Origin of the sequence: Pseudomonas brenneri (assembly GCF_007858285.1) — a bacterium.
GTDB lineage: Bacteria > Pseudomonadota > Gammaproteobacteria > Pseudomonadales > Pseudomonadaceae > Aquipseudomonas > Aquipseudomonas brenneri.
In genome coordinates, this window is sequence record NZ_VFIL01000006.1 from 319,331 (window position 1) to 339,115 (window position 19,785).

Genomic DNA, 19,785 nt, shown 5'->3' on the forward strand with positions numbered 1-19,785 from the left:
AGTGACAGGTGTCGCTCTGAGTACCGCGCCATACGCCAGATCAATGGCCAACTCGAACCCTCAATAATCGCTCGTGGCGGTAGTTGCATGGTTGGCACAGGTGATCAGAAAAATTATACGGGCCTATTCATTTGGTAACCGAAATCGCCACCCGCGACCGCCTGCAACCGTCCCTTTTGGACCGGTTGACCGACGACGAGCCGAGCATCCTGCGCCACACTCGGCGGGCCAAGGCGCGCGTGGCCCAGGGCGAGATGAATCACAGCACCTTGAGGTTCGAGATCGAGGGCGACCTGTGGATGCCGCCACGGCTGGAATATCCGTTCCAACACCCAGCATTGATACGAAGCCCCATGGCGCCGCGCGCCGGTTTTTTTGGTGCTTGCTCGAATTTCGACCTTCTCCTTTTCGGTATCTGAGTCATGGCCAAACCTTCGTTTATCAATTTGTGGAACAGCTATCCGCGCTACACCCATACCGACCCCGCCTGCAGCGGTCCCTGGGCGAACCAGTGCGCCATTCGCGTGAGCATTGCGCTGTGTGGCGAACGCACGCTACCAGTCAACTCGTCGACCTATAACCTCGGCCCACTCTGTGCGCATGGACACGCCCGGGGTGCAGAGTCGCTGGCACACTGGCTGTCGAAAAAGCGCCAGCTCAGCCCACCAAAAACCTATACCAACAGCGTGGCCGACCGCGCCACGTTGCGGGGCAAGACCGGCATCATCTTCTTCAAGGACTGCTACCAGACCAATACTGATCGGGCTGGCCAGCCCACTGGCGACCATATCGACCTGTGGAACCGTGGCCTGACCAAGAGCGGTGACCTGTCCTCAAGTGCCAAGGAAATCTGGTTCTGGGAGCTTTTGTAATGCGTAGGCCTTTTGTTTTTGCGGCCCTGGCCGCGAGCCTTGTAAGCCTGAGTGCGTGCGCGGCGGAAGACGTACCAACACCAACCGCTGCCACACAAGCGATGTTTGTCGACCAGCCCCTGAGCCTGGTAGATGATCAAGGTCGCTGCACGCTGGTCAAGCCCGACCAGACTCGCATGCAGTTAGACATGGAGTGGCCTTGCAGCTTCAGCCTGGATGCACAGCAGAAGCTACGCGTAGAGACGTTCAACAACACCCCGATTTTTGCAGTTTGGCGTAGCGAGCATATGCCCGCGCCCAGCCATGACTGCCTCAGCAAGATGCAAGCTGTTCGCCAGTATCAAGGGATTTTTGAGGCGGGGGCAGTTAGCACCTTTGCGGCCTGCGGCTCGGGTGGCGACCAAAAAATGTATGTAGCGCCCTTCACGTGGTAACCGAAATCGCCACCCGCGACCGTCTGCAACCGTCCCTGCTGGACCGGTTGACCGACGACGAGCCGAGCAATCCCAAGGAAAGTGCGGACAAGCGCGTGCTGTCCCTGACCCAGCTCAAAGCCTCGGTGCTGCGGGACCTGGCGTGGCTGCTCAATACCACGTCGCTGCTCAATGCCGATGCCACGCTGCACACCCCGGCCGGTACATCCGTGGTCAATTACGGCCTGCCGGCGCTGGCGGGCAACAGTGCGTCGAGCGTCGATATCAATGCCCTGGAGGCCTCGATCTACCAGGCAATTGCCACCTTTGAGCCGCGCATCCTGCGCCACACCCTGCGGGTCAAGGCGCGTGTGGCCCATGGCGAGATGAACCACAACGCCTTGTGTTTCGAGATCGAAGGCGACCTGTGGGCCCAGCCCGTGCCCTTGCGCCTGCTGCTGCAGACCGACCTGGACCTGGAGTCCGGCCACGTACGCGTGGTCAACGCCGACCAGCGGAGGCGCCCATGAACCCGCGCCTGCTGGAGCTGTATAACCAGGAGCTGCACCACGTGCGCGAGAGCGCCGCGGAGTTCGCCAAGGAATACCCGAAGATCGCCAGTCGGCTGACCCTGTCCGGCATGGACTGCGCCGACCCGTACGTCGAGCGCCTGCTCGAAGGCTTCGCGTATCTCACCGCCCGGGTGCAACTCAAACTCGATGCCGAGTACCCGACCTTCACCCATAACCTGCTGGAAATCGCCTACCCGCACTACCTGGCGCCGACCCCGTCGATGACCGTGGTGCAGTTGCAGGCCGATCCCGATGAAGGTTCGCTGGCCAGCGGTTTTCCACTGCCCCGCGACACCGTGCTGCGCGCAGCCCTTGGCCGCGAAACCCAGACCTGCTGCGAGTACCGCACCGCCCACCCGGTGATGCTGTGGCCGTTGCAGGTCAGCCAGGCCGATTACTTCGGCAACCCGTCCGCCGTACTCGGGCGCCTGGCCGCCAGAGAGCCCAAGGCCAAGGCCGGGCTGCGCCTGACCCTGCGCACCGGCGCCGAGCTGCCCTTCAACAGCCTGGCCCTGGACAATCTGCCGCTGTACCTGAGCGGCGCCGATGAGCAGCCGTTCCGCCTCTACGAGCAATTGCTGGGCAATGTCTGCGCGGTGTTTGCGCGCCAGCCCGGCAGTGACTGGGTGGAACGCCTGCCGCAGGACGCGTTGCGCTCGCGCGGGTTCGACGACGCCGATGCGGCGATGCCGGTGGTATCGCGAGCCTTCCAGGGTTACCGCCTGCTGCAGGAATACTTCGCCCTGCCCCATCGTTACCTGTTCGTCGAGTTCACCGAACTGAGCCGCGCCGTACAACGCTGCGATGGCCAGGAGCTGGAGCTGATCGTACTGTTCGACCGCCACGATCCGAGCCTGGAAGGCAGTGTTGGCGCAACGCAGTTCGTGCCCTTCTGCACCCCGGCGATCAACCTGTTCCCCAAGCGGGTAGACCGCATTCACTTGTCCGAACGGGTCAACGAACACCATGTGATTGCCGACCGCACCCGGCCCATGGATTTTGAAATTCACTCCCTGAGCGGCATCACCGGCCACGGCACCGGGCCGGAGCAACCCTTCTTGCCGTTCTACGCCGTGCGTGATCCGTCGCGCTACGGCCGCGACCAGACTTACTACAGCGTGCGCCGCGAGCCGCGCGTGCTGTCCAGCGACCAGCGGCGCAATGGTCCGCGCTCCACTTACGTGGGCAGCGAGACCTTTGTCAGCCTGGTGGACAGCCAGCAGGCGCCCTACCGCCACGACCTGCGTCAATTGGGCGTGACCGCGCTGTGCACCAACCGCGACCTGCCGTTGTTCATGAGCGTGGGCAACGGCAAGACCGACTTCACCCTGGCCGACAGTGCCCCGGTAATGGCGGTGCGCTGCGTGGCCGGCCCCAGCCGGCCGCGCGCCAGCCACGCCCACGATGCCAAGGCCTGGCGCCTGATCAGCCAGTTGTCGCTCAACTACCTGTCCCTGAGCGAGGGCCAAGGTGCCGCGGCGTTGCGTGAGCTGCTGCGCCTGTATGGCGACAGCAACGACGCGGCCCTGCAATTGCAGATCGAAGGCCTGCGCGAGGTCACTAGCAAAGCGGTGACCCGGCGCCTGCCGATGCCCGGCCCGATCGTGTTTGGCCGGGGCCTGGAAATCACCCTGGAATTTGATGAAAACGCGTTCCGCGGCACCGGCGTGTTCCTGCTCGGCGCAGTGCTGGAACGCTTCCTGGCGCGTTACGTGTCGATCAACAGTTTTACCGAGACGGTGATCCGTACCACCGAACGCGGCGAGATCATGCGATGGAAAGCCAAGCCCGGACGGCGTCCGACCCTGTGAGTACCCTGGATGCGATGCATCAGGAGCCCTGGGAATATGACTTCTTCCAGGCCCTGCGCCGTATCGAGTGCGAATCGGCCCACCTGCCGCGCCTGGGGCATTCCCTGCGCCTGGCCGATGATCCGCTGCGCCTCGGGCAACGGGCTGACTGCACCTTCGCGCCGGCCACCCTGGCGTCGGTGGATCCCGGCGGCGACGGCACACCTGCGCGCCTGGAGCAGTTCTTTTTCGGCCTCGGCGGCCCCAACGGCCCGCTGCCGCTGCACATCACCGAGTACGTGCGCGAACGCCAGCGCAACAGCGCCGACAGCACCAGCAAACGTTTCCTGGATGTGTTCCACCATCGCCTGCTGACTCTGTTCTATCGGGCCTGGGCCGAGGCGCGGCCGACCGTCAGCCATGATCGGCCCGACGATGACTACTGGTCCGCCCGCCTCGCGGCGCTCAGTGGCCGCGGCATGCCCAGCCTGCTCGGCCAGGGCCTGATCCCCGACACGGCAAAGCTGCACTACAGCGGCCACCTCTCGGCGCAAACCCGCTACCCGGACGGCTTGAAGGCGATTCTCGGCGAGTATTTCGGCCTGCCGGTCGAAATTGAAGAGTACGTCGGCCAATGGCTGGAGCTGCCCGAGCGCAGCCGGGTCAGCGTCAGTGCCAATCAGCTGGGCGTGGACTTCTGCCTGGGCAGCCATGTGTGGGATCGCCAGCACAAATTCCGCATCCGTCTCGGGCCCCTGACGCTCGACGACTACATGGGCATGCTGCCCGGCAGCCAGCCGTTCAATGAGCTGGTGGCCTGGGTCGCCGAATACCTGGGCCATGAACTGGACTGGGACCTGAACCTGATTCTCCAACAACCGCAAGTGCCACCGTTGCAGCTCAACGGGCAGTTTCGGTTGGGTTTCAACACCTGGCTCGGCCAACCCGGGCAGGACGCCAACGACCTAATCCTGGCCCGGCATTACGCCGATCAGGCCACCACCTCAAGGAATCCAGAGCATGGGTGAAATCAGTCGCGCCGCGCTGTTCGGCAAACTCAACAGCGTGGCCTACAAGGCCATCGAAGCCGCCACGGTGTTCTGCAAATTGCGCGGTAACCCCTACGTGGAGCTGGCCCATTGGTTCCACCAGTTGCTGCAACTGCAGGATTCGGACCTGCATCGCATCATCCGCCAGTTCAACGTCGAGCCGGCGCGCCTGGCCCGTGACCTTACCGAAGCCCTGGACCGCCTGCCCCGTGGCTCAACGTCGATCACCGACCTGTCCTCCCATGTGGAAGAAGCCGTGGAACGCGGCTGGGTGTACGGCAGCCTGATGTTTGGCGAAAGCCAGGTGCGCACCGGCTACCTGGTGCTGGGAATCCTGAAGACGCCAAGCCTGCGGCATGCGCTGCTGGGCTTGTCTGCGGAATTCGACAAGATCAAGGCCGAGGCCCTGAGCGAACGCTTTGATGAATATGTCGGTGATTCGCCGGAAAACGCCCTGAGCGCCAGTGATGGTTTCAACGCCGGCAGTGTGCCGGGCGAGGCCAGTGGTGCCATGGCGCCGAGTGCCATGGGCAAACAGGAAGCCCTCAAGCGTTTTACCGTGGACCTGACCGAACAGGCACGCAGCGGCAAGCTCGACCCGATCGTGGGGCGTGACGAAGAGATCCGCCAACTGGTGGACATCCTGATGCGTCGGCGCCAGAACAACCCAATCCTCACCGGTGAAGCCGGGGTGGGCAAGACCGCCGTGGTCGAAGGTTTTGCCCTGCGCATCGTCGCCGGCGACGTGCCGCCGGCGTTGAAAGACGTGGAGCTGCGCAGCCTCGATGTGGGCCTGCTGCAAGCCGGCGCCAGCATGAAAGGCGAATTCGAACAGCGCCTGCGCCAAGTCATCGAAGACGTCCAGGCCTCGCCAAAACCGATCATCTTGTTTATCGACGAGGCCCACACCCTGGTCGGTGCCGGTGGCGCCGCCGGCACCGGTGATGCGGCCAACCTGCTCAAGCCGGCCCTGGCCCGTGGCACCTTGCGCACCGTGGCTGCCACGACCTGGGCCGAGTACAAGAAGCACATCGAGAAAGACCCGGCGCTGACCCGGCGCTTCCAGGTGGTGCAAGTGGCCGAGCCGTCGGAAGACAAGGCGTTGCTGATGATGCGTGGCGTGGCCTCGACCATGGAAAAGCACCACCAGGTGCAGATCCTCGATGAAGCCCTGGAAGCTTCGGTGAAGCTGTCCCACCGCTATATTCCGGCACGCCAGTTGCCAGATAAATCCGTGAGCCTGCTGGACACCGCCTGCGCCCGCGTCGCCATCAGCCTGCACGCGGTGCCGGCCGAGGTGGACGACAGCCGTCGCCGCATCGAAGCCCTGGAAACCGAACTGCAAATCATCGCCCGCGAGCATGCCATCGGCATCGCCATTGGCACACGCCAGAGCAACAGCGAAGCCTTGCTGACTGCCGAGCGCGAGCGCCTGGCAACCCTGGAAAACCGCTGGGCCGAAGAGAAAGCCCTGGTCGACGAGTTGCTCGCCACCCGCGCGACCCTGCGCGAGAAAGCGGGCGTTGTCGACAGCGGCAACGACCAATTGCGTGCGCAACTGGTGGACCTGCAACAGCGCCTCAGCGCCCTGCAAGGTGAAACCCCGCTGATCTTGCCGACCGTGGATTACCAGGCCGTGGCCTCGGTGGTCGCCGACTGGACCGGCATTCCGGTGGGCCGCATGGCGCGCAATGAGCTGGAGACGGTGCTCAACCTCGACCAGCACCTGAAAAAACGCATCATCGGCCAGGACCACGCCTTGCAGATGATCGCCAAGCGCATCCAGACCTCCCGCGCCGGCCTCGACAACCCGAGCAAGCCGATTGGCGTGTTCATGCTGGCCGGCACCTCGGGCGTGGGCAAGACCGAAACCGCCCTGGCCCTAGCCGAAGCCATGTACGGCGGCGAGCAGAACGTGATCACCATCAATATGAGTGAGTTCCAGGAAGCCCACACCGTGTCGACGCTCAAGGGCGCGCCACCGGGTTATATCGGCTATGGCGAAGGCGGCGTGCTGACCGAAGCCGTGCGGCGCAAACCCTACAGCGTGGTGCTGCTGGACGAGGTGGAAAAAGCCCACCCGGACGTGCATGAGATCTTCTTCCAGGTCTTCGACAAGGGCGTGATGGAGGACGGCGAAGGCCGGGTGATCGACTTCAAGAACACCTTGATCCTGCTGACCACCAACGCCGGCACCGAGCTGATTTCCCACGTCTGCAAAGACCCGGCAAACGTGCCCGACCCGGAGGAAATCGCCAAGGCCCTGCGCCAGCCGCTGCTGGAGATTTTCCCGCCGGCCCTGCTCGGGCGCCTGGTGACGATTCCGTATTACCCGCTCAGCGACGTGATGCTCAAGGCGATCACCCGCCTGCAACTGGACCGCATCAAGAAGCGCGTGGAAAACACCCACAAAGTCGCGTTCGACTACGACGACGCGGTGATCGACCTGATCGTCTCACGCTGCACCGAAACCGAAAGCGGCGGGCGGATGATCGACACCATCCTGACCAACAGCCTGCTGCCGGACATGAGCCGCGAGTTCCTCACGCGCATGCTTGAAGGCAAGGCGCTGGCGGGGGTGCGGATCAGCAGCCGGGACAACGAATTGCACTACGACTTCAGCGACGCCGATTGACCTGACGCAATGCAATCCAAATGTGGGAGCGGGCTTGCTCGCGAAAACGGTGTGTCAGTTGATGCATCCGGTGACTGATTCACCGCATTCGCGAGCAAGCCCGCTCCCACATTTCTGAGTCGGTTTCTTCAGTCATTACGGTATTTACGGGACCACCAATGCTATTCAACCAAGCCTCACGCCTGGCCAAGATCACCAGTCCCCTGGGGCCGGATGTGCTGCTGCTCAATGAAATGGGCGGCGGCGAAGAGCTGGGGCGGCTGTTCTACTACGACCTGCAACTGAACTCGCTGGACGCCAACATCGACCTCAACCAGTTGCTGGGCAAGCCGATGAACGTCAGCCTGCAACTGGCGGACGGCGGCGAGCGGTATTTCCATGGCATTGTCGCGCGCTGCAGCCAGAACATCGACCAGGGCCAGTTCGCCAGTTACCAGGTGACGCTGCGCCCGTGGCTGTGGCTGTTGAGCCGCACCTCCGACTGCCGGATTTTCCAGAACCTGAGCATCCCGCAGATCATCAAGCAGGTGTTCCGCGACCTGGGGTTTTCCGACTTCGAAGACGCCCTGAGCCGGCCGTATCGCGAGTGGGAATACTGCGTGCAGTACCGCGAGACCAGCTTCGATTTCGTCAGCCGCCTGATGGAACAGGAAGGTATCTACTACTTCTTCCGCCACGAACAGGACCGCCATGTGCTGGTGTTGGCCGATGCCTATGGCGCCCACGCCACGGTGCCCGGCTACACCTCAGTGCCTTACTACCCCAAGGACGAACAGCAGCGCGAGCGCGACCATATGCACAACTGGCAATTGGCGCAGCAAGTTCAATCCGGCTCCCTTGAGCTCAACGACTACGATTTCCAGCGCCCCAGCGCGAGCATCGACGTACGCTCGGCCATGCCACGCCCGCACACTGCCGGCGACTACCCGCTGTACGATTACCCCGGCACCTACGTCAAAAGCGAAGACGGCGAACACTACGCACGTACCCGCATCGAAGCCCTGCAAGCCCTGCATGAACAAGTGGAGTTCAGCGGCAATGCACGCGGCCTGGGCGCCGGCCACCTGTTCAGCCTTACCGGCTTCAGTCGGCGTGACCAGAACCGCGAATACCTGATCCTCATTGCGCATTACCGCATCACTCAGGAACGCCTGGAGTCCGGCGGCGGTGGCGGGTCGGCGCAGTTCGACAGCAGCCTGACCTGCATCGACGCGCAACAGAGCTTTCGCCCGCAGGCCAACACCCATCGCCCTATCGTCAAAGGCCCGCAGACCGCGCTGGTGGTCGGGCCCAAGGGCGAGGAAATCTGGACCGACCAGTATGGCCGGGTGAAAGTGCATTTCTATTGGGACCGCCACGACCAATCCAACGAAAACAGCTCCTGCTGGATTCGCGTGTCGCAATCCTGGGCCGGGAAAAACTGGGGTTCGATGCAGATCCCGCGCATCGGCCAGGAAGTGATTGTCAGCTTCCTCGAAGGCGACCCGGATCGCCCGATCATTACCGGCCGGGTGTACAACGCCGAACAGACGGTGCCCTACGACCTGCCGGAAAACGCCACCCAGAGCGGCATGAAAAGCCGTTCCAGCAAGGGCGGCAGCCCGGCGAACTTCAATGAAATCCGCATGGAGGACAAGAAGGGCCTGGAGCAGTTGTACATCCATGCCGAGCGTAATCAGGACATTGTGGTGGAAGTGGATGAAAGCCACTCGGTGGGGCATGACCGCAACAAGAGCATTGGGCACAACGAGACGGTGACCATTGGCAACAACCGCCTGCGCATCGTCAAACAGGAAGACATCCTTTCCGTTGGCCAGAAGAAGACCGACAGCATCAGCCAGAGCTATGTCATCGAGGTCGGCGAAAACCTGCGCCTGGTCTGCGGTGAAAGCATCCTGGAGCTCAACGCCAGCGGGCAAATCAACCTTACCGGCGTGCAGATCAGCTTCTACGCCAGTGGCGATGCCGAGTTCAACACTGGCGGCGTGCTGCACCTCAACAATGGCGGCGGGCCTGGCGCCACACCGGATGGCCAGGGCATAAAAGCCAGCATCGACGCCAATATCAAAGCCGCGTTCCCCGCGCCCAAAAGCTCCTGACGAGACCTGCCTGCCATGACGTACCGCATCAACGAATTCCAGTTTCAACTGCCCGCCAGTGAGTTGCAGGACGCGACCATCAATATCCTCAAGTTCCCGGCGCTGGGGACTTCACTGATCGTCAGCCGCAGCTTGCTGGCTGAAGGCGAAACCTTGCACAGCAACTTCGACGACCAACTCAAGCGCCTGGAAAAACAAGTACAGGACCTGCGTTGCCTACCCAGCGTGCCGGTGCGCCTGGGGGCCGCCCAGGAGGTCGAAGGGATCGAGCTGCGCAGCCAGTTCAGCAAGGGCAACGACAAGGTGTTTCAGTATCAACTCGCCCTGGTGTTGCCGGGCACACGCAAGATGCTCGCGCTGAGTTATGTGAAGGCCGACAAACTCGGCGATGCCGAAGCGGCGCACTGGGCGACGATTAAAAACTCGTTGTCGTTTGACGCTGTTTCCTGATGAGCGACCTGCATGTCTGACGCGTTATGGGCCGCCCGCCTGGGCGATGCGATGGAACACACCTCGATGATGGCCGACATTCTCGGCGGAGTGCTGGAGGTGGCGGCTAACATCGCGATTACCGCGCTGGCCACGGCGGCGGTAGTAGCTGCCACCGGGATTACCGTGGTCACGGGCGGGCTGGGTTGCTTTCTCCTGGGCGCGGTCGTCGGCGTGGTCGTGGGCCTTGTGATGAGCAAGAGCGGGGCCGACAAGGGCCTGAGCAATTTATGCGAGGGCATCGGCAACGCGCTGTTTCCGCCCACGGTGCAGGCCAACATCCTCACCGGCTCCCTCGACACGCTCACCAATAACATCCCCGCCGCCCGCGCGGCAGGGGCGGTTGTTTCACATGTCGCACCGGCCGGCACCGAGTTGGAAATGCCGGCGCCGGAAGAAGAAGCCAGCTACCTGGACATGGCCGGCGAGTTCTTCTCACAGATGTGGCGCCCCACCGTGGCTTCGCCTGCACCAGGCACGGAGACCAAGCCGGAAGACCTGGTGCTTTGCATGAAGCACCCTCCGATGCCACCGCAATTCATGGCCGAAGGCTCGGACAAGGTGACCATCAACGGCCAGCCCGCCGTACGCAGCGGTGACCGCAGCACCTGCGATGCGAAGGTGGTGTCCTCCGGGCTGATCTCCTCCAACGTCACCATTGGCGGCGGTTCGGTGGTGGTGCGCGAGATTCGTAGCGGCAAGACCCCAGGCGTCGGGCTGGCCGTCACGGCGCTGCTGATGCTCAAAGGTGGCAAGGGCAAGTTTTTCAGCAAACTGCCCTGCATGCTGGTGGGCGGGGCCGCGTCGATGGCCGTCAGCAGCGCCATGGGCGCAGCGGCCAACGCGGCCATGGGTTCCTCGAACCCGGTGCATGCGGCTACCGGCGCCAAGGTGCTGGGCGATGACCAGGAACTGGATTTCGTCCTGCCCGGCCTGTTTCCGCTCGATTGGCAGCGCTTCTACAACAGTCGCGACGAACGCCGTGGCAGTCTGTTCGGCGCTGGCTGGAGTGTGCCGTATGAGGTGTGCGTCGAGATCCAACCCCATCCCGAAGGCGGCGAAACGCTTGTCTACACCGATGAACAGGGCCGGCCTATCGACATGGGTTCCATCCCCTTGGGCGGCGCAGTATTCAGTGCAGGTGAAGGGCTTGCCGTACGGCGCAACCGCAACGGCCAATTGTTGATTGAAAGCGACGACGGCACGTACCGCTTGTTTGAACCCACCCCCGCAACCCCGTCGCTGCTGCGCCTGAGCCAACTGGGTGACCGCAACGACAACCGCATCTACCTTGATTATGACGACGCAGGACGCCTGGTGCGGCTGCGCGACACGTTTGATCTGGTGCAGGTCGAACTGATCCGCGACCCGGCCCACGTGACCTGCATCGAGCGCGTGTACCCCGATCAACGCCGAGAAGTGCTCGCAAGCTACGGTTACGACGCCATCGGCAGCCTGACCGAGGTGCGCGATGCCAGCGGCCAGGTGCAGCGGCGCTTTGCCTACGACAGCGGGCAACGCATGGTGGAACACCAGTTGCCCAGCGGCTTGCACTGCTTTTATGAATGGGCCTTGATTGATGGCCTGGAATGGCGCGTGGTCAAGCATTGGACCAACGAAGGTGACGCTTACCAGTTCGACTATGACGTGCAGGCCGGCACCACACGTATTACCGACAGTTTGCAGCGTGTCAGCATCCGCCACTGGAACAGCCAGCACCAGATCACTCACTACAGCGACAACCTCGGCCAGACCTGGCTGTTCGAATGGAACGACGAGCGCCAATTGCTCAACGCCACCGACCCACAGGGTGGCCGATATGAATACAGCTACGACGAGGCCGGCAACCTCATCGGCGAAACCGACCCCCTGGGGCGCAGCGACTCGACGTTGTGGCTGGAACACTGGGCCCTGCCGTTGGTGCAAACCGACGCCGCCGGCAACAGTTGGCGCTACCGCTATGATCAACGCGGCAACTGCACCGTCGCCATCGACCCGCTGGGCCATGTCACCCGCTACCGCTATGACGCCCATGGCCAGGTCGTCGAGATTATCGACGCCACGGGCAAAAGCAAAAAACTGCGCTGGAACCCGTTCGGGCAACTGGTCGAACACACCGATTGCTCGGGTTACCCGACGCGGTTCAGCTATAACGAACAGGGTTTTTTGCAGGTCATCACCGACGCCCTCGGCGAACGGACCCAGTTCCACTATGACGCCCTGGGTCGCTTGCTCAGCAGCCAATTACCCGACGGACGTAGCGAGCAGTACCAGCGTGATATCAGCGGCCAACTGACGGCTTACACCGATCCGGCCGGCCACACCACGTGCTATCAACACAACCGTCGCGGCCAGGTCCGTCAGCGCACCGATGCCCATGGTCGGCAAGTGCAGTTCGGCTATGACAGCTTTGGTCGGCTGCAAGCGCTGGTCAACGAGAACGGGGAACGTTATCGGTTTGCCTGGGATGATGGGGATCGGTTGACGGAGCAGCAAGACCTGGACGGCAGCGCCAAGCGTTACAGCTACGACCGCCTGGACAACGTCACCACTGTGACCGCCCTTGCGGCGCCTTATGGCACGGGCCTGGCCGTGGTCCCCGAGACACCGCCCGCCCCTATCGTGCATCGACTGGAGCGCGATGCCATTGGCCGCTTGATTGCCAAAACCACTGACGATGGCCGCACGGACTACACCTACGATCCATTGGACCAGCTTACGGACGTGTCCTTCACCGACCTGCAGGGCAATGCCCAAGCTTTGAGCTTTGCCTATGACGCGGTTGGCCAATTGCTCGCCGAGCGCAGTTCGGCCGGCGAGTTGCAACACCACTACGACGAACTCGGCAACCTGATCCAGACCCAACTGCCCGACGGCCGCTGGCTCAATCGCTTGTATTACGGCAGTGGCCATCTGCATCAGATCAACCTCGACGGCCAGGTCATCAGCGACTTCGAGCGTGACCGCCTGCACCGCGAAGTGCTGCGCACCCAAGGCCAGATCAGCACCCGCAGCGAGTACGACCGCAGCGGCCGCCTGCGCGCCCGCCAACGCCGTCACACCAGCCAGCCGGCGTTGATGCCGGCGGCGGTGCAAAAGCACTTTGAATACGACCCCGCCGACAACCTGATCGGCAAACTCGATCAACAACCCAGCGCGCAACATCGCCAACTCCTGCACTACGACGCCACCGGCCGCATTATCGCAAGCCAGGACAGCCTGCACGGCCAGCGCGAAACCTTCGCCTACGACGCGGCGGCAAACCTGCTGGACGGCCCACAGTCCGGGGCCGGGCTGGTGGTACACAACAAACTGCTGACCTATCAGGACAAACGCTACCGCTACGATGCCTTTGGCCGAATGATCGAAAAACGCAGCGGCGCTCGTGGCGTACAACACTTTGCGTACGACGCCGAAAGCCGACTGATCGAAGTGCGCAATGAAGGCGCCAGCGTGGTGCGGATGGCCTACGACCCACTGGGCCGACGCATCGGCAAGACCGAACACGGCAGCAATGGCTATCCGCTGGGCGAAACCCAATTCACGTGGGACGGCTTGCGCCTGTTACAGGAGCATAAGCACAGCCAGACCAGCCTTTACCTCTATGAAGACGAAGGCTACCAACCCCTGGCCCGCGTCGACGGCATCGGGGCGCTGCAAAAAATTCGTTATTACCACAACGATCTCAACGGCTTGCCGGAGCAACTGACCGAGGCTGATGGGCACACCCTGTGGCAGGCGACTTATCGGGTGTGGGGCAATACCGTGGAAGAGGTGCGGGAACCGTACTTCATTGAAGAGCAGAACCTGCGGTTTCAGGGGCAGTACCTGGACCGGGAGACGGGGCTGCATTTTAATACGTTCAGGTTTTATGATCCGGATGTGGGAAGGTTTATTACGCCGGATCCGATTGGGCTCTACGGTGGCTTGAATTTCTACGTATACGCACGAAACCCCTTCGGTTGGAATGACCCGCTTGGTCTTTCATGCCGCTTGAACTCAGTGGGTAGAACGCCGGGCAAGAAGAGCAAAACTGGCAAAATCGTCATTGCACGTATGCGCGCTGATGATCGCATCAGAGGGGCAGGAAAAAATATGCAGTTCAGAAGTCGGGTAGATGACGAGTGGTACCCAATCAAGGATGCCGACATGGCGCACCGAACCGATGCTGTCAGATACTGGAACCAGACGGGCGGCTTCCATGGAGCCAAAACCAAGGAAGTACGTGGCTGGATGCGCGACCCGAACAACTATGAGTTGGAGCATTACAGCTATAACCGGTCTCAGGGTGCTAGCCTCAAGGATCGATACAGGGACCCAGGCGACTTTATTGGGCCGGCCGAGAAGCCTCGATATCCATAGTGAGAACATTACCGATGAAAGATCTGTCAGAAGAAAATCCGGACTTGGAAGTAAGAATATCTTCCATCATGGAAACCGGAAACGAATTGGATGAAGCCGGCAACAAGCTGGAAGCCCTCGCTGCCTATGAGCAAGCGTGGGCATTACTCCCAGAGCCAAGACTGGGATGGAAACTATTAACTGGATGGATCGCTGGCTCTTTTTATAATTTCTATTTTGACGCTGGTGATTTCAAAACTGCAAAATACTGGGCTCAAATCACACTAGATGGCAGAAGTTCGGAGCGCAATACAGCGCCATTGATAGATTTGGGCATGGTCTGCGTCGAACTTCATGAGGAAGAGAAGGCATTTCAATATTTTGACGCCGCCTATGCTTTCGGTAAGGAGCGAGCATTCAAAGAAAGACCAAAAAAGTATTTGAAATTCTATTTGGATAAAAAGAAAAAAGGTGAGTGATCTTCCCACACAAAAATCCGTCCGGATGTAGGGAGAATTACTACTCCGGATCCGATTGATCTAACGGGAGGGATCAACCGCTATCAATATGCGCCCAACACCTTAGGCTGGGTCGATCCCCTAGGATTAAAATCCTACGGGGCGTCGTAGAAGAGCAGGCGTACCTTCAAAAAGAATGACTCGGGCCTAAAAGACCATGCTCGTCGCCACTCCAATCCGTCACCTGCGCAGTATCTCAAACGCGGCATAAAAAATATCAGCCATGGAAAAGCCCTAAAAGGAGGAGGCAAAGCACCGGATGCGCGATACCACGTCCGGAAAACAGGAGAGGACGCTTATAGCGTGACCATTACTGATAAAAAGGGTCAAATACTCTCTATCGACACCTGGCAGAAAGGGGGGACCAGTATGAATAAAGCGGATATCACTCATGGCCTTAGCCGTAGCGGTGTGACGCCTCAAAAGGGATTCTGGGAGAGTTTATAGTGACTCGGGCACGTATGGTTGAATTGAAAGAAGCCTTGGAGCAGGCCGGCTGGGAAATATCAAATCCGGTTAGCGCCACTGATATATTTCAGACAAGTGACGACCAGATAACTTGGAAAATAAACAACCCAAAAACACAGAAAACCAATGTATTGACTTTTCATTTATTTGATCATCTAGGCCGACAAACACAACAACTATCAGACATTTTTTATGTAAAAGAAAGCACAACCGAGCTGAAACTTTATTTTGAAAAAATCAACACCCCCGTTTGGAGATCCTCACTGAAACTTTTTGTGCGCAGCTTATACTAGGTGAAAAACAATAAACAAAGGGGGCAGACTTAGTTAATAGATATGTTTAACAAAAACAAATCTATCCCCTTACCATGAAGACACGGCCTAAATGGTTCACGCAGCTTGTACAACAAAGCAATGAAAAACTACCTGTGTAAGGGATGCGGAAGATGAGCCTGACTAAAATCATTGACCTGATAGAAAATTCTGACTGCACGACAGTACCTTCCGCTGGATTGCCGAACGGCCCCATCCCCAATGACTTAGCCGATTTTTATCAGCATTACAGCAGCGCAGTTTTCTATCCGCAGGCACGCTACAGCTTCACGATTCAGTCACCAATACTTGAACGTTCCGACTTTGTCGTAATGAACGAAGACTTGGAAGATCCCGACTCAGCTAACTGGTACGTGCTGGTTAAATGTGAAGATCAAATAATTTCAATCGACCTGACGCCGGGCCCGCAATTTGGGTATTGCTACGACTCGTTCTGGGACAGTTATCCGTCGGCCGATGAGAGCACGCTGATCGCAAAATCATTCACTGAGCTGGTCGAGAAAATCATTAAGTCCGGTGGTAAAAACCTATTCTGGATACCAGGCCACACCTGATAGTGAGGCCGGGCGGAACGGGCGTGCATGACTCGAAAAATCTCGATGCGCTGCCCCTTGGGAAGGCACTGCCCCAACAAAAATGGGCACCCGACCCAGTCGGCGTGCCCATTTTTCATACCTCCCCGCCTCCCTTCGAGACGGTGCCGCGCTTACGGGTTGACGCTGTCTTTGAGCGACTTGCCCGGTTTGAACGCTACGGTGTTGCTCGCCTTGATTTTCACCGGCTCGCCGGTTTGCGGGTTTTTGCCGGTGCGGGCGCCACGGTGGCGTTGCAGGAAGGTGCCGAAACCAACCAGGGTGACGCTGTCCTTGCGGTGCAGGGCGCCGGTGATTTCTTCAAGTACGGCGTTGAGGACGCGGTTGGCCTGTTCTTTGGTCAGGTCTGCTTTTTCTGCAATGGCGGCTGCGAGTTCTGGTTTACGCATAGGTGAAGCCTCTTTGACGGTTTTTTGTTGTTATGTCCGTGCTGCTCTCTGCTGGAGCAGCGCCAAGGCGCCGCAGGCTCTACTCTGCGGCAGACGGGAGTGAGGATGGCATGCCATTGGTGCCTGCGCCAGTCTCACGGCGACCTTTCTAGGGGGAAAAAGGTGGTTATTCCGACAGAACGACCAGCATTTACGCCAGCAGTGGCGGAAGTTCCTTATTCAGGGCCAGTTTTTCCATGACCGCCGTGCCGGTCAGGGCATAGCCCAGCAGGCGCCCGGAGGAATCGCGGCACAAAGCCTTGATGTCACCACCCTGCCCTTCGACGCTCCACACGCCTTCAGTGCCCCGTGGCGGTGGCGAGACCACCAGCGGGCAGGCCGGGGTTTTCACTGTGACCGGCATCGGCCCGTAGTTGACCGCCGTGGCGTTGCCCGCCAGGGTCTGGGCCAGGGCGCGGGCGCAGCTCATCAGGGGCATGACGTACAGCAGGTTCAGGCCATCGACCTCGGCGCAGTCGCCCAGGGCGTAGATATTGGCGTGGGAGGTCTTGAGGTGGCGGTCGACCATGATCCCACGGTTGATTTGCAGGCCAGCCGCAGCCGCCAGGTCCACCCGGGGGCGCAGGCCGATGGCGGAGACCACCAGGTCGCATTCGATCACCGTGCCATCGGACAGATGGGCTTCCAGGCCGTCAGCCGTGCGTTGCAGGCGGTTGAGCACCGGCCCCAGGTGGAAGCGCGCACCGAGGCCTTCGAGCCCGGCCTGCACCGCTGCAGCCGCAGCCGGGTGCAGCAGGGTCGGCATGACTTGCTCGCACGGTGCCACCAAGTCGATTGCATAGCCGCCGAGGATCAGGTCGTTGGCAAATTCACAGCCGATCAGGCCCGCGCCCAACAGCAGCACGCGGCGCTTGCCGGCGGCGGCGTGGCGAAAGCGTGCGTAGTCTTCCAGGTCGTTGATCGGGAAAATCAGTTCAGCGGCATCGCCCTCGACCGGTACCTGCACGGTCTGGGCGCCCCAGGCCAGGATCAGGTCGCGGTAGGCCACCGCCTCCTCGCCGATCCACAGGCGCTTGTGCCCAGGGTCGATCCCGCTGATTCGCGTATGGGTGCGCACTTCGGCCTTCAGTTGCTCGGCCATGGTGCCCGGGGTCGCCATGCTCAGGCCATCAGCATCCTTGTTTTTGCCAAAACCGGTGGAGAGCATGGGTTTGGAGTAGGAACGCCCGTCATCTGCAGTGATCAGCAACAGCGGGGTTTCGCTGTCGAGCTTACGAAACTCCCGAGCCAGGTTGTAACCGGCCAAGCCCGTACCGATGATCACGACAGGTGCGCTCATTCCTTTCTCCTTGTAGTTCGTTTCTTAAATTCAGCGAATCAACCGATTTCGATCATTTCGAAATCCATTTTGCCGACGCCGCAGTCCGGGCACAGCCAGTCTTCAGGGACGTCCTGCCACAGGGTGCCTGGGGCGATCCCATCATCCGGCCAACCGTCTGCTTCGTTGTAGATCAGGCCGCAGACTACACATTGCCACTTCTTCATTACTTGCTTCCTCAGGGTCCAGGCTTACTGGCCGACAGTCGATAGATCCAGCATTGCCGTCCGGCTCAGGGCGTTTTGTACTGATCGGGGCGCCCAGATGCAAGCACGTTCGGCCCAATGTCCCGGCGCAGCCCGGCAAAAATTCGGGTGAGCATGGTAAGCTCGGCGCCTCATTAACTGCCAATAATGACTCCCCGTGCCGCATTCGATTGCCGTTCCCGATGCCTGCCAATGGCTGAACCAGAGCCTTCTGCACCCTCTGCCCGCACCCCTTGCCCTCGACTGGCTGTTCGATGAGGGCTCGCTGACTCGCCGCCTGACGCACCTGTCCAACGATGGCTTCAGTGTCACGCCACTGTTCGAAGGCTGGCAGCCCCTGCGAGACGACGAATGCGCCGCCCTCGACCTGCCAGCGGCCAGTATTGGCTGGGTGCGCGAGGTGTATTTGCGCGGTCACGGCCAGGCCTGGGTGTTCGCCCGCAGCGTGGCGGCCCGTAGTGCCTTGCAGGGCGACGGCCTGCATATGGATGAGTTGGGCAGTCGCTCGTTGGGTGAACTGCTGTTTTGTGACCAGGCCTTCGCCCGCCAGGCTATCGAGGTTTGCCACTACCCACGTGCCTGGCTGCCGACGGCAGATCAGACCAACGGTTTGTGGGCCCGGCGCTCGCGCTTTGATCGCGGCGCGTTGAGCGTGTTGGTGGCGGAAGTCTTCCTGCCAAGCCTGTGGCAAGCGGTGCACGAATCTGCGGAGAATTGCTGATGTACCAGCGCCTGCTCCAATCTTTGAACCGCCTGAACCCTCGGGCCTGGGACTTCGTTCAACTGACGCGCATGGACAAGCCCATCGGCATCTACCTGCTGCTGTGGCCCACCCTGTGGGCGCTGTGGATCGCCGGCAAGGGTTCGCCGTCGCTGAGCAATATCGTGATTTTTGTCCTCGGCGTGACACTGACCCGGGCCGCCGGTTGTGTGATCAATGACTGGGCTGACCGCAAGGTCGACGGCCACGTGAAGCGCACGGCGCAACGTCCGTTGGCGAGCGGCAAGATCAGTTCCAAGGAAGCGCTGGTGTTCTTTGCAGTGCTGATGAGCATCAGCTTCCTGCTGGTGCTGCTGACCAACGCCGCGACCATCTGGCTGTCGCTGGGCGGTCTGGCCCTGGCTGTCAGCTACCCGTTCATGAAGCGCTACACCTATTACCCGCAAGTGGTGCTGGGCGCGGCGTTTTCCTGGGGCATGCCCATGGCGTTCACCGCCGAGACCGGCAGCCTGCCGGCCATTGCGTGGTTGCTGTACATCGCCAATCTGCTGTGGACGGTGGCCTACGACACGTATTACGCGATGACCGACCGCGATGACGATTTGAAAATCGGCGTCAAATCCACCGCCATTCTGTTTGGCGATGCCGACCGCATCATCATCCTCACCTTGCAGGGGCTGGCGCTAGTTTGCCTGCTGCTGGCAGGCTCGCGCTTTGAGCTGGGAGGCTGGTTCCACCTGGGCCTGCTGGCAGCGGCGGGGTGTTTTGCCTGGGAGTTCTGGTACACCCGGGATCGGGACCGGATGAAGTGCTTCAAGGCGTTCTTGCACAACCATTGGGCGGGACTGGCGATTTTTCTCGGGATTGTGGCGGACTACGCCTTTCGATAAGGAGCCGGCTTGCCGGCTCCTACAAGGAAG

At 60.7% G+C, this 19,785-nt stretch carries 18 protein-coding genes and 1 pseudogene; 16 read left to right on the forward strand and 3 right to left on the reverse strand.

Annotated elements, in window-relative coordinates; translation table 11 throughout:
- Nucleotides 1-131 precede the first annotated feature (131 nt).
- From FJD34_RS15730 to FJD34_RS15795, 14 genes and pseudogenes are all read left to right on the forward strand, one after another.
- The gene (locus tag FJD34_RS15730; protein WP_065942318.1) at nt 132-419 is read left to right on the forward strand and encodes a hypothetical protein; all 288 of its coding nucleotides are present in this window, start codon (nt 132-134) and stop codon (nt 417-419) included.
- Nucleotides 420-422: 3 nt separating this feature from the next.
- Nucleotides 423-872, forward strand: a complete 450-nt coding sequence (locus tag FJD34_RS15735) for a type VI secretion system amidase effector protein Tae4 (RefSeq protein WP_032856767.1) — start codon at nt 423-425, stop codon at nt 870-872.
- Nucleotides 872-1,306: a hypothetical protein gene (locus tag FJD34_RS15740; protein WP_065942317.1), complete on the forward strand. Its 435-nt coding sequence runs from the start codon at nt 872-874 to the stop codon at nt 1,304-1,306. The genes FJD34_RS15735 and FJD34_RS15740 overlap by 1 nt, the downstream gene beginning before the upstream one ends.
- Nucleotides 1,300-1,815: a type VI secretion system baseplate subunit TssE gene (gene tssE, locus FJD34_RS15745; RefSeq protein ID WP_090292466.1), complete on the forward strand. Its 516-nt coding sequence runs from the start codon at nt 1,300-1,302 to the stop codon at nt 1,813-1,815. The genes FJD34_RS15740 and tssE overlap by 7 nt, the downstream gene beginning before the upstream one ends.
- Nucleotides 1,812-3,668: a type VI secretion system baseplate subunit TssF gene (gene tssF, locus FJD34_RS15750; protein WP_090292468.1), complete on the forward strand. Its 1,857-nt coding sequence runs from the start codon at nt 1,812-1,814 to the stop codon at nt 3,666-3,668. Before tssE ends, tssF begins: the two co-directional genes overlap by 4 nt.
- On the forward strand, nt 3,632-4,675 hold the full coding sequence (tssG, locus tag FJD34_RS15755; protein ID WP_090292470.1) for a type VI secretion system baseplate subunit TssG: 1,044 nt from the start codon (nt 3,632-3,634) through the stop codon (nt 4,673-4,675). The genes tssF and tssG overlap by 37 nt, the downstream gene beginning before the upstream one ends.
- Nucleotides 4,668-7,331: a type VI secretion system ATPase TssH gene (gene tssH, locus FJD34_RS15760; RefSeq protein ID WP_090292471.1), complete on the forward strand. Its 2,664-nt coding sequence runs from the start codon at nt 4,668-4,670 to the stop codon at nt 7,329-7,331. The genes tssG and tssH overlap by 8 nt, the downstream gene beginning before the upstream one ends.
- Before the next feature lie 158 nt (nt 7,332-7,489).
- Entirely contained in the window at nt 7,490-9,430 is a 1,941-nt protein-coding gene (locus tag FJD34_RS15765; RefSeq protein ID WP_090292473.1) for a type VI secretion system Vgr family protein, read from the forward strand.
- Between the two features lie 15 nt (nt 9,431-9,445).
- Nucleotides 9,446-9,880, forward strand: coding sequence for a DcrB-related protein (locus FJD34_RS15770; RefSeq protein ID WP_032856755.1), 435 nt, complete (start codon nt 9,446-9,448; stop codon nt 9,878-9,880).
- Between the two features lie 12 nt (nt 9,881-9,892).
- Complete coding sequence (locus FJD34_RS15775) at nt 9,893-14,281, forward strand: RHS repeat-associated core domain-containing protein (protein ID WP_090292475.1); 4,389 nt, start codon at nt 9,893-9,895, stop codon at nt 14,279-14,281.
- A 14-nt stretch (nt 14,282-14,295) separates the two neighbouring features.
- The gene (locus FJD34_RS15780) at nt 14,296-14,739 is read left to right on the forward strand and encodes a hypothetical protein (protein ID WP_090292477.1); all 444 of its coding nucleotides are present in this window, start codon (nt 14,296-14,298) and stop codon (nt 14,737-14,739) included.
- A gap of 21 nt (nt 14,740-14,760) precedes the next feature.
- Nucleotides 14,761-14,868 (forward strand): annotated as a pseudogene (locus FJD34_RS28635) (RHS repeat-associated core domain-containing protein); the annotation flags it as partial.
- Between the two features lie 356 nt (nt 14,869-15,224).
- Nucleotides 15,225-15,539, forward strand: a complete 315-nt coding sequence (locus FJD34_RS15790; RefSeq protein WP_146552220.1) for a hypothetical protein — start codon at nt 15,225-15,227, stop codon at nt 15,537-15,539.
- Nucleotides 15,540-15,691: 152 nt separating this feature from the next.
- Entirely contained in the window at nt 15,692-16,132 is a 441-nt protein-coding gene (locus FJD34_RS15795) for a hypothetical protein (protein ID WP_146552222.1), read from the forward strand.
- Between the two features lie 152 nt (nt 16,133-16,284).
- Here FJD34_RS15795 and FJD34_RS15800 read toward each other — a convergent pair whose 3' ends face one another.
- From FJD34_RS15800 to FJD34_RS15810, 3 genes are all read right to left on the reverse strand, one after another.
- The gene (locus FJD34_RS15800; protein ID WP_003213368.1) at nt 16,285-16,560 is read right to left on the reverse strand and encodes an HU family DNA-binding protein; all 276 of its coding nucleotides are present in this window, start codon (nt 16,558-16,560) and stop codon (nt 16,285-16,287) included.
- Nucleotides 16,561-16,750: 190 nt separating this feature from the next.
- Nucleotides 16,751-17,899: an NAD(P)/FAD-dependent oxidoreductase gene (locus tag FJD34_RS15805; RefSeq protein ID WP_032856749.1), complete on the reverse strand. Its 1,149-nt coding sequence runs from the start codon at nt 17,897-17,899 to the stop codon at nt 16,751-16,753.
- 38 nt (nt 17,900-17,937) lie between these two features.
- Nucleotides 17,938-18,105 carry a rubredoxin gene (locus FJD34_RS15810; RefSeq protein WP_032856748.1) on the reverse strand — a complete coding sequence of 56 codons (168 nt, stop codon included), beginning with the start codon at nt 18,103-18,105 and terminating at the stop codon, nt 17,938-17,940.
- A gap of 196 nt (nt 18,106-18,301) precedes the next feature.
- On the opposite strand from FJD34_RS15810, the gene FJD34_RS15815 reads away from it, so the two are divergent.
- Together FJD34_RS15815 and ubiA are read left to right on the forward strand one after the other, a co-directional pair.
- A complete protein-coding gene (locus FJD34_RS15815) occupies nt 18,302-18,865 on the forward strand; it encodes a chorismate--pyruvate lyase family protein (RefSeq protein ID WP_032856747.1) in 564 nt (187 codons plus the stop codon).
- On the forward strand, nt 18,865-19,755 hold the full coding sequence (gene ubiA / locus FJD34_RS15820) for a 4-hydroxybenzoate octaprenyltransferase (RefSeq protein WP_032856746.1): 891 nt from the start codon (nt 18,865-18,867) through the stop codon (nt 19,753-19,755). The genes FJD34_RS15815 and ubiA overlap by 1 nt, the downstream gene beginning before the upstream one ends.
- Nucleotides 19,756-19,785 lie beyond the last annotated feature (30 nt).

Excerpts from the sequence above, each read along its gene's own strand:
- FJD34_RS15780 (WP_090292477.1), top strand. The coding sequence starts at position 14,296 with ATGAAAGATCTGTCAGAAGAAAATCCGGACTTGGAAGTAAGAATATCT.
- FJD34_RS15770 (WP_032856755.1), top strand. The coding sequence starts at position 9,446 with ATGACGTACCGCATCAACGAATTCCAGTTTCAACTGCCCGCCAGTGAG.
- FJD34_RS15775 (WP_090292475.1), top strand. The coding sequence starts at position 9,893 with ATGTCTGACGCGTTATGGGCCGCCCGCCTGGGCGATGCGATGGAACAC.
- FJD34_RS15740 (WP_065942317.1), top strand. The coding sequence starts at position 872 with ATGCGTAGGCCTTTTGTTTTTGCGGCCCTGGCCGCGAGCCTTGTAAGC.
- tssH (WP_090292471.1), top strand. The coding sequence starts at position 4,668 with ATGGGTGAAATCAGTCGCGCCGCGCTGTTCGGCAAACTCAACAGCGTG.
- tssF (WP_090292468.1), top strand. The coding sequence starts at position 1,812 with ATGAACCCGCGCCTGCTGGAGCTGTATAACCAGGAGCTGCACCACGTG.
- FJD34_RS15800 (WP_003213368.1), bottom strand. The coding sequence starts at position 16,560 with ATGCGTAAACCAGAACTCGCAGCCGCCATTGCAGAAAAAGCAGACCTG.
- FJD34_RS15810 (WP_032856748.1), bottom strand. The coding sequence starts at position 18,105 with ATGAAGAAGTGGCAATGTGTAGTCTGCGGCCTGATCTACAACGAAGCA.
- FJD34_RS15795 (WP_146552222.1), top strand. The coding sequence starts at position 15,692 with ATGAGCCTGACTAAAATCATTGACCTGATAGAAAATTCTGACTGCACG.
- FJD34_RS15765 (WP_090292473.1), top strand. The coding sequence starts at position 7,490 with ATGCTATTCAACCAAGCCTCACGCCTGGCCAAGATCACCAGTCCCCTG.
- ubiA (WP_032856746.1), top strand. The coding sequence starts at position 18,865 with ATGTACCAGCGCCTGCTCCAATCTTTGAACCGCCTGAACCCTCGGGCC.
- FJD34_RS15735 (WP_032856767.1), top strand. The coding sequence starts at position 423 with ATGGCCAAACCTTCGTTTATCAATTTGTGGAACAGCTATCCGCGCTAC.
- FJD34_RS15805 (WP_032856749.1), bottom strand. The coding sequence starts at position 17,899 with ATGAGCGCACCTGTCGTGATCATCGGTACGGGCTTGGCCGGTTACAAC.
- tssG (WP_090292470.1), top strand. The coding sequence starts at position 3,632 with ATGGAAAGCCAAGCCCGGACGGCGTCCGACCCTGTGAGTACCCTGGAT.